This window comes from Hungatella sp. (assembly GCF_046966825.1).
Genome location: NZ_JBKVCZ010000203.1, coordinates 1 through 8,197 on the forward strand (window position 1 = coordinate 1; position 8,197 = coordinate 8,197).

The window sequence follows — 8,197 nt, forward strand, 5'->3', positions numbered from 1 at the left end:
ATTCAGCGGGGTCTTTGTACAGCCGTTTGATCTCCTCCGTGGAGCTGCCCCAATCGGCCAGCTGAAAATGCGGCTTGTCCACGATAGATTTCCAGTTTCCGCCCCATATGAGGCCCAGCGACACACCTACCGCGCCGGCTTTTTCGAAAAAGCCGCCGGTCTCGTTATAGGCTCCCTGCCCGTCATTTCGATAGATGTCAAAGGCTGTTCCCCACTGATGAAACGAACTGTAAGAGCTTCCCGGCGCATTGGTCACTATACTGCCCGGTTTTGTGCGGCCCTGTGCGTAAAGCGCATCCTGCTCCGCTCTGGTGCGCAGCGTCTCGCCTATTTTAACTGCCAGTCCCTGTTTTCTGCACTCTTCCACCATGTTGGCGGCCAATACCTGCAGACGGGGATGGCACAATGTGATATCTTTCATCTGATTATCTCCTTTCCTCATGTTTCCGGCCGAAGGGCGGCTGACGTCTTTCACCGTTGAAAGCCGCCCCTTCCATGCGTAAACATAAGTGTTTCTAAGATATCATATGACAGTTCGTGGACAGCCGTTCCCCCGCTCACGTTGAGCGGTCGTCTCATACAAGTCTGTAACGGGGCCGCTCCTCTCCGAAGAGCCAGTATCTCAGCCAGTCATCCAGTACAATCCCGGCAAGGCTGATCCAGAGCCATAAGAAGGAAAACTGCGGGCAGATCTGCCCAAGGATGTTACCGGGCAGTCCGCTGTAATCCCAGATATTCCACCCCAGCCAGATATTGACGATACACCCCGTAATCAATTCAAAATATGTAATAACCGCCGCCCCCAGAAGCATCTGCTTCCACAGGGGCAGCGTCCACGGAAGCAGTTCATTGATCAAACCAAGGCAGATAAAACAGACGCCGCCCAGAATGAACATGGTCCAGTGACTCCAGCCACGCAGTAAAATCTCCATGATATTATATAGAAGGCCCCCTGTTACAAACAGGAGCAGATATTTGCCCGTCTGTTTCACCAGCATCTCCCTCCGCCTCAGACTCTTTGTAAAGGATATGCTTCTTTCTGCCGTAAATTGCTATAGAAATTTCAGTTCCTGCTGATCGTATTCCTGTTTCGTCTCCAGCAGCACCGGGGTCTGTTTCAGCATTCCACTGAACTTTGTATCATCCAGTACCCAGTCTTTCATCTGATCCGGCTCGACGATGAGCGGCATCCGGTCATGGGTGCTGACCATCGACTGGTTGGCTTCCGTCGTTAAAACCGTAAATCTCTTTTCGTCTCCAAACACATTGTAAAAACCGGCCAGGAAGATGACCGGAGCGTCCTCCCGGTAAAATGTCACTTTCTCTTTTTTCCGGTTCCATTCATAAAACCAGGTACAGGGAATGATGATTCTCCGATGCAGAATGCTCTCGCGAAACATCTTCTTTTCCAGAACCGTTTCAGACCTGGCATTAAAGATCACGCCCTTCCCCTGAAAATTAGGGAAACCCCAGTGCTGCCATTCCAGCTTCATTTCCCCGTCTCCCGCCACCAGAACCGGCGCCTCATCTGTGGGATGAATATCCTTTCTCAACCGCTCCAGGCGAAGCTTGTCATTGACTGTTTCCACTAATTTTTCGATCTCCCGCGCCGTCTCGTCATCCACATAATATCGTCCGCACATACGATTTTCCCGTCCTTTGCCCTGTTTTTACTGGTAGTATTCCATGTTTTTCTTAAAAATACACTTCGATGCCGCCGATCAGGCAGCCACACAGGATTGCCGCTTCATACGTGGTCTGATCCTCCAAACTATTACGTATTTTCCCGAAACAGCTCTCATTGATTCCTGTTAAAATATGAGTATGCTTTATATTCTATCAATTCTAATGCCTTCGTACTACTCTGTCAAATGCAATGTCATATCGCGCCTGATGTTTCGATATCCCACAAAGAAAAAGGCCCGGCCGCTTTTAACAGCTCCGGAACCTTTTCTCACAATTCTTTATTTATGAAACAGCGACGTAATCATATTCCAGATCCGCGTAAAGATACTGGCGATGCGGTGGAACACATTTCCCTCCGGGTGGTAGCTCTCATCCACCTCTGCAGTGGTGCTCTTATCCTTTTCCTTGATTTCACCGGTACGCAGAATGATCTGCACGGTACGCGGGGACGGGTTCTTCTCCGATGTCAGGGATACCGGCTTTGCGTCCATATCGATATTCAAAATGGTGGTATCCTTTGTCGTATACTCATCCCATTTATCGTCGATCAGGGTTTTAATTGTATCCTTTGCATTTTTAAGCACGTCTGTCTGATCCAGCCCGTTTCCCATTCCATCCAGGGTTCCTGCCAGACCGTTAAGTGTCTTCTGGGTGCTGGCGTTTAAAGAATCGCCCACCGTTTTCATCTGGTTTTCAAAGGAGGTGCAGAACATGGTCAGGGATTTTAAACTCCTGGCGGCGGTGTCTGTCATTTTCCCCAGATCCCTCAGAGTATCCAGCGTATCCTCGTGATAGTAGTTGACCGTCTTGGTCAGGCTGTCTGCATCGGAAATGATATCGTCCAGCGTGTTGCACATGCTGGCTGCCAGATGGGACATATCCGCCGTATTCTGCAGCAATCCCACCGCATTTCCCTTCTGGGAGGCGGCTGCCTGCAAAAGGACCTCTGTCTGTCCGATCATGGTCTGTATATCCGTAATCAGTCCGGTGTTTCCCGCAGTGCCATGGAAGCCTTCGACGATCGCGCCAACCGCAGCGGCGATATTACCCGTGTTTGGCTGGGAAGCAGTAGCGGTCTCATATAGTGCCTGAGAAGCATATCTCATGAGCGCATCGATCTCATCGGTGGCCATGCCAACCTCATTTCTCAGATAGGAAGCGACCTCATCCTCATCTCCCAGATTCACTCCCGCACTCTCCATCTCGCCGATTAAATCTTCCAGGCTGTCCTCACTGAAATATTCCGCTTTTTTACCGCTTAGCCCGCCGGTCGATGCGATCAGCCCGGCAAGTGCAGGCGCCAGCGCACTCACACCGCCATCCAGCTTTGCCTGCGACTGTTTGAAGGTCTCTAAATCTGCTTTTGTCTTTTCCATCAGCTGCATAAATGCCTGTGCTCCCTGATCCACCTGGGGACTGTTTAACATGGAACTGATTCCCCGTAAATCATCTCTTAAATCCCGCATGGTGGCCTTCATGTCCTCCAGATCCGGCGACAGATCGTCGAGATGGCCGGTCAGCTCATTTACATGGGAATTCATGGTATCGAGGAATTTTTCTGCCTCCTTCATATGCCCGGAAAATGGTTCAAACTGCTGGGACAATTCATTTAGGCCAGCCAGAGCCTCGTCAGCGTCGGCGTATACCTTACCCTTGGAGTCTGCGAAAAGCTGGCGGCTGTGATCGAGTCCGCGCAGGCCGTTGGCCGTATCTTCCACACTCTTCTGCATTCCGTCGAATGTATCAAATAGTGTATCCAGGCTGTCGCTGATGGCATCCGCAGAGTCCTCGAGGGTCGTCTTCGCCTCGCGCAAATCCCCCACCTTATCGAGCTGGGCTGCGGTCAGCGGAACAATGGTAAACACGACACCGCTGAAAGAGAAATCATTCGTTCCAATGCGGATAGAGTAGTGCTGCTCTTCTCCCGGAAGCGCGAAAAATATAACCGCGTTTAAATTTCCCATCGATTGGACCTGAGCGCCTTCCGCTTCCAGACTCAGGTTTTTATCCATATCCACAACGGTTCCAGCCATGAGAACCATGTTATTGCGATAATAATCCGATACCTGCTTATTCGGTATCAGATCCACATTTACTTCCACCAGGCCGGCCGCGCCGTAAAGCTCTTCCGCCTTCTTCTCCAGTCCGTTTAAGCGGTAGCTCACCTGGATATTCCAGGGGAGTTCTTCCCTGGTGGTATCCGTGCCGCCTTCAAAATAGAAGCGATCCTCTGAATTTTCCAGGTTAAAAGTAAGCTTCCCCTCCGAGTCCGTCACCGGTTCGGCGTGATCTGTCATATTGGTAATTCTGTTGTACGTGCCGTAATCGACAATCTGGCTGCTTCCATTCGTGGTGTAGCTCTTTACGACACTGCTCTCTTTTATCTCCCCATAGGGGTCCATGGTGATATAAAGCGTCTCATCGCAGACCGGGGTGTCTGCCGCCGCTCCCGCCTCCATGGTCGGGCCGCATGCAAGCACTGCTGCTAAAACAAACGCTGTAATCCGTTTACTCTTCCTCATGGCTGTCATCTCCCTTTTCCTTCTGATCTGACTCTCCGGTCTGCGCTGGAGTTATGTTTTCCTCTGGACTGCTTTTTCCTGTTGCGGAAGCCGGACGCTCTGCTGGTGTCAGGTTCTTCTCCGGCGCCGCACTCTCCTCCGACGCCACGTTCCTCGCCCCCGTCAGATTTTTAGCCGCCGCCAGACGTTTCCGCCTTCTCTCTTTCCGCGCATCCGCTTTCTCCTGCTGCCGCTTAATCTGCTTATCAAATGCGGACAGGAGAGCCGGAAGCAGGGACAGAACCAGTGTCACGCTCAAAAATGCCCCGCGCCCTACCAGACGCCCTACCTGGGAGATCGCCTGTATGGACGAAGTAAAGTACAAAAGATAGCCAACCACCATCAAAATACCGCCCGATGTCATGATGGACAGCGTGCTCTTGTTGACAGCGGCGACCGCAGCCTCCCGGCGGCCTTTTTCCTTACGAAATGCCAGATAGTTGTTTGTCATCAAAATCGAGTAATCGATGGTGGCCCCCAGCTGCAGGCAGCTGACAATAATGTAACCGATATAGATCATGCTGTCCCCCATCACGTAGGGCAGCGTCATATTTAAATAGATGGCAACTTCGATGGGTACGATCACGAGGATCGGAACCAGGATCGACCGGAAGGTAATGAATACTACCAGCGCCACACCGGCCAGAGACAGCAGTGATACATTATTATAATCTTCCGTCAGAATATCCCTGATATCAATGGTTGTAGGCGTCATTCCAATTACGTAGGAATGATCGGGATAATACTTATGTACGACCTCCTCCAGTCTGGCACTGCACTCGAATGCATAGTCACTCTCCTGCAACGTATCCATGGAGATCAGCATTCTGGCGTAATCCTCATTGCGAAGCTGGCTGGTTAAATCCTCGGGAAGAAAGCTTTCCGGAATCCCGTTCGGCATGGTGCCCGACATGGAAATCACGTAGTTGACGAAATCCAGATTCTCCAGTTCCTTCGCCAGTTCTTTTTCCGTCACACTGGAACCGTTCGGCACGATACAGATTGTCATATTGGACTTTTTAAACAGGCTGTTAATCTCCTGCGTGTCCTCATAGACCCGCGTTCCCGGCCCCGCGCCGATGGCGTCGTCGCCGTACAGGAACTTATTCATACTCTGGCCGAAATAACAGGGAACCGCTAACAGGGCCGCTAACAGGAACACCGGAACCCGGATCTTGTACATGGCCCGTGCAAATCCATCAAATGAGGCAATGAGCGGCTTATGCGCCGTCTTCACGATCTTGTCGTCAAACCGGAGAATAAGCGTCGGCATCAGCAGAAGTACGGTAAGAAGGCTGCATATGATGCCCTTTGCCAGGACGAATCCGACGTCCTTACCAATGGTAAAACGCATAAATGCAATGACGATGAATCCTACGATCGTCGTCGCTCCGCTGGCGAGAATGGAACTGCAGGATTCCCTGATCGCCTCCACCATGGCCTCATGGATCTCCATGCCCCTGTTTTTCAGGGCCGTAAAGGTATGCAGCAGGAAAATGGAGTAGTCCATCGACACCGCCAGCTGCAAAATAGCCGCCGTGGAGAAGGTAAAGAAGGATATCGTTCCGAAGACGATGTTCGATCCCATATTCAATACGATCGCCACGATCATTACGAAGATAAAGAGGAACGGCTCCATCCACGACGTGGTCGTCAGTGTCAGGATCAGCCATATGATAACGATTGACATGGCAATCGCCATGGTGATCTCCCTGGTGATCGAGGCCTCACGCTCCTTGCTGGACACTGCGCTTCCGGCAAAACAGCCCCGGTCCTTTCCGACGATCCGGTAGATCTCCTCGATGGCCGCATTGGTGCGCGGTTCTCCGTCTTTATCTTCAAAGACGATGTCCATCAGGGCATTCCCATCTTTATAGTAATCATCGATTGCCAGCAGATCGACGCCGATGAACTCCGTCATGCTTTCATTAAGGAACGGCGCTCCCATATAGACGTCGGTCGAGACGTCGGAGCCCAGTACCAGATCCACCCCATCGACCGCGGATATCTCTTCCCGGATGCGTTTCGCCTCCTGTAAAGATACGTCCTTAACCATGATCCGCGCCATACCGGGATAGCCAAACTCCGCTTCCATCACATCCAGCGCCTGTTTGGTCGGTGCAAAATCCGGCAGATATTTGCTCAGATCATAATTCACCCCTACAAACGGAAAACAAATGGCACAGAGAATCGTGGTTACCAGGAAAACCTTCTCAATGATCTTCCCGTGATACACAATAAACCGAATCACCTGATTGAAAATATCGCTGTTTCTTTTCATTATTGCCCACCTTTTGATTATTGTACAATCATTGGCTTTTGAACACATGTGTATTATAATTCACTTGTCGGTATATTTCAATAAGCAACGATTCGCTGCTTTGTACGTTAAACATCACTTATTTGCATTTGTGTTTAATATCAATCGAAACTGATAAATTTTGTTTTTAAAAAGGATTGTGAGGAGAATAATATGGAATCACAGAAAGAGGACCGGAGAATCCGCAGGACCCAGAAAATGTTAAAGGACAGCCTGATTGAGCTGATGACCGAGAGAGATTTTAAAAATATTTCCGTCAAGGACATCACGGAACGGGCGGATCTAAACAGAGGAACCTTCTACAATCATTACACCGATACTTACGATCTGCTGCAGAAGATGGAATCCGACGTACTGGCTGATTTCCAGGATATGATTGATAATTTCCTGTGCAGTCCAAAGAACGGATCGCTGATGCCCATCCTGCTGCCTGTTATACAATATATTGAAGAAAACGTAAAAATTGCCAGAATTCTGTTTGAAAACAGTGCATCCAGCGATTTCGTCAACCGCTTCCACCAGCTCATTTCTGACAACGGAACCGCTGTTTTCAAGAAACAGTATCCCGAAATCGACGATGTGACACTCACCTATTTCATCGAATTCATCACCTTCGGCCTGACCGGAGTCCTGCGCTGCTGGATCAACAACGGCATGAAAGAGTCAAAAGAAAAGATCGCGGAAATCGCAGATAAATCTGCCGTGCAGGTGGCACAAAATCTCTGGGGGCATTAAGCATTAGGGCATTAAAACGGGGTAAAGAAAAATTCACCGTTACACGAATAAAAAAACAATAGAAAAAGGAGACACATATGGATAATACTCCTGTCATTGAAACCGAACGCCTGCGCCTGCGCCGATTTACAGAGCGTGACGCCGAAGCGCTGTTCACCATACTCAGCGATCCCGAAGTCAATCAGTTTCTGCCCATGTTCCCGCTGACATCGCTGGAGGAGGCCGGGCAGTATCTCAAAGAACACTATTTAAGTACTTACGAGCAGCCCAGCGGTTACCATTATGCGGTCTGCCTCAAAACAGATGATATCCCCATCGGATATATTAACGTCAGCGATGACGACAGCCACGACCTGGGGTACGGTCTGAAAAAAGAGTTTTGGAAGATGGGAATCATGACCGAGGCCTGCCGGGCGCTGATCTGGAAACTAAAAACCACAGATTTACCCTATATTACCGCCACTCATGACCGTAAGAATCCGGGAAGCGGCCGGGTCATGGAGAAGATCGGCATGATCTATCAGTACTCTTATGAGGAGCAGTGGCAGCCCAAAGATATTCTGGTGGTATTTCGGATGTACCAGCTTAATTTTGACGCAGACCAGGACCGCGTCTACAAAAAATACTGGAACAAATATCCGGTTCACTTCATCGAGAAGCTGGAAGACGGTCGCATGCCTGAAACATTGACGGTCAATCAGAAGGAATCCTGATTCCGGAACTGTACGATGTTGACCGGGAAAATGAACAGATTTTAAAGGAGTACATAGAAGGAAATATTATTTACGATCTGGTTACATCCGTTATTGGAGCCGTATCATGGAATTTCCGGAATACGAACAGAGTCACCTATCCCGCCGCAGGCAACGGGGTATTCAGATGATTTCCTGAGGTG

At 49.9% G+C, this 8,197-nt stretch carries 7 protein-coding genes; 2 read left to right on the forward strand and 5 right to left on the reverse strand.

Annotated features, from left to right (window positions below):
* The 5 genes from ACLTD4_RS31795 to ACLTD4_RS31815 form a co-directional block, all read right to left on the reverse strand.
* Positions 1-421 (reverse strand): M15 family metallopeptidase (locus ACLTD4_RS31795; RefSeq protein ID WP_412331879.1); only part of this gene is annotated, 421 nt, incomplete at its 3' end.
* A 154-nt stretch (positions 422-575) separates the two neighbouring features.
* Positions 576-998 (reverse strand): putative ABC transporter permease, encoded by a 423-nt coding sequence (locus tag ACLTD4_RS31800; protein ID WP_117623577.1) that lies wholly within the window; start codon positions 996-998, stop codon positions 576-578.
* 54 nt (positions 999-1,052) lie between these two features.
* Complete coding sequence (locus ACLTD4_RS31805; protein WP_055660934.1) at positions 1,053-1,643, reverse strand: SOS response-associated peptidase; 591 nt, start codon at positions 1,641-1,643, stop codon at positions 1,053-1,055.
* Positions 1,644-1,964: 321 nt separating this feature from the next.
* Complete coding sequence (locus tag ACLTD4_RS31810; protein ID WP_320995761.1) at positions 1,965-4,208, reverse strand: hypothetical protein; 2,244 nt, start codon at positions 4,206-4,208, stop codon at positions 1,965-1,967.
* Positions 4,195-6,528, reverse strand: a complete 2,334-nt coding sequence (locus ACLTD4_RS31815; RefSeq protein ID WP_117623575.1) for an efflux RND transporter permease subunit — start codon at positions 6,526-6,528, stop codon at positions 4,195-4,197. The genes ACLTD4_RS31810 and ACLTD4_RS31815 overlap by 14 nt, the downstream gene beginning before the upstream one ends.
* Before the next feature lie 192 nt (positions 6,529-6,720).
* Between ACLTD4_RS31815 and ACLTD4_RS31820 the strand changes: the two genes are divergently transcribed.
* Both ACLTD4_RS31820 and ACLTD4_RS31825 read left to right on the forward strand, forming a co-directional pair.
* Positions 6,721-7,302, forward strand: coding sequence for a TetR/AcrR family transcriptional regulator (locus ACLTD4_RS31820; RefSeq protein ID WP_055660939.1), 582 nt, complete (start codon positions 6,721-6,723; stop codon positions 7,300-7,302).
* Between the two features lie 77 nt (positions 7,303-7,379).
* Positions 7,380-8,015 (forward strand): GNAT family N-acetyltransferase, encoded by a 636-nt coding sequence (locus ACLTD4_RS31825; RefSeq protein ID WP_117623574.1) that lies wholly within the window; start codon positions 7,380-7,382, stop codon positions 8,013-8,015.
* Positions 8,016-8,197: the final 182 nt, after the last annotated feature.

Bases quoted from the DNA above. Each gene is read 5' to 3' on its own strand.
- ACLTD4_RS31800 (WP_117623577.1), bottom strand. From the start codon at position 998: ATGCTGGTGAAACAGACGGGCAAATATCTGCTCCTGTTTGTAACAGGG.
- ACLTD4_RS31805 (WP_055660934.1), bottom strand. From the start codon at position 1,643: ATGTGCGGACGATATTATGTGGATGACGAGACGGCGCGGGAGATCGAA.
- ACLTD4_RS31810 (WP_320995761.1), bottom strand. From the start codon at position 4,208: ATGAGGAAGAGTAAACGGATTACAGCGTTTGTTTTAGCAGCAGTGCTT.
- ACLTD4_RS31815 (WP_117623575.1), bottom strand. From the start codon at position 6,528: ATGAAAAGAAACAGCGATATTTTCAATCAGGTGATTCGGTTTATTGTG.
- ACLTD4_RS31820 (WP_055660939.1), top strand. From the start codon at position 6,721: ATGGAATCACAGAAAGAGGACCGGAGAATCCGCAGGACCCAGAAAATG.
- ACLTD4_RS31825 (WP_117623574.1), top strand. From the start codon at position 7,380: ATGGATAATACTCCTGTCATTGAAACCGAACGCCTGCGCCTGCGCCGA.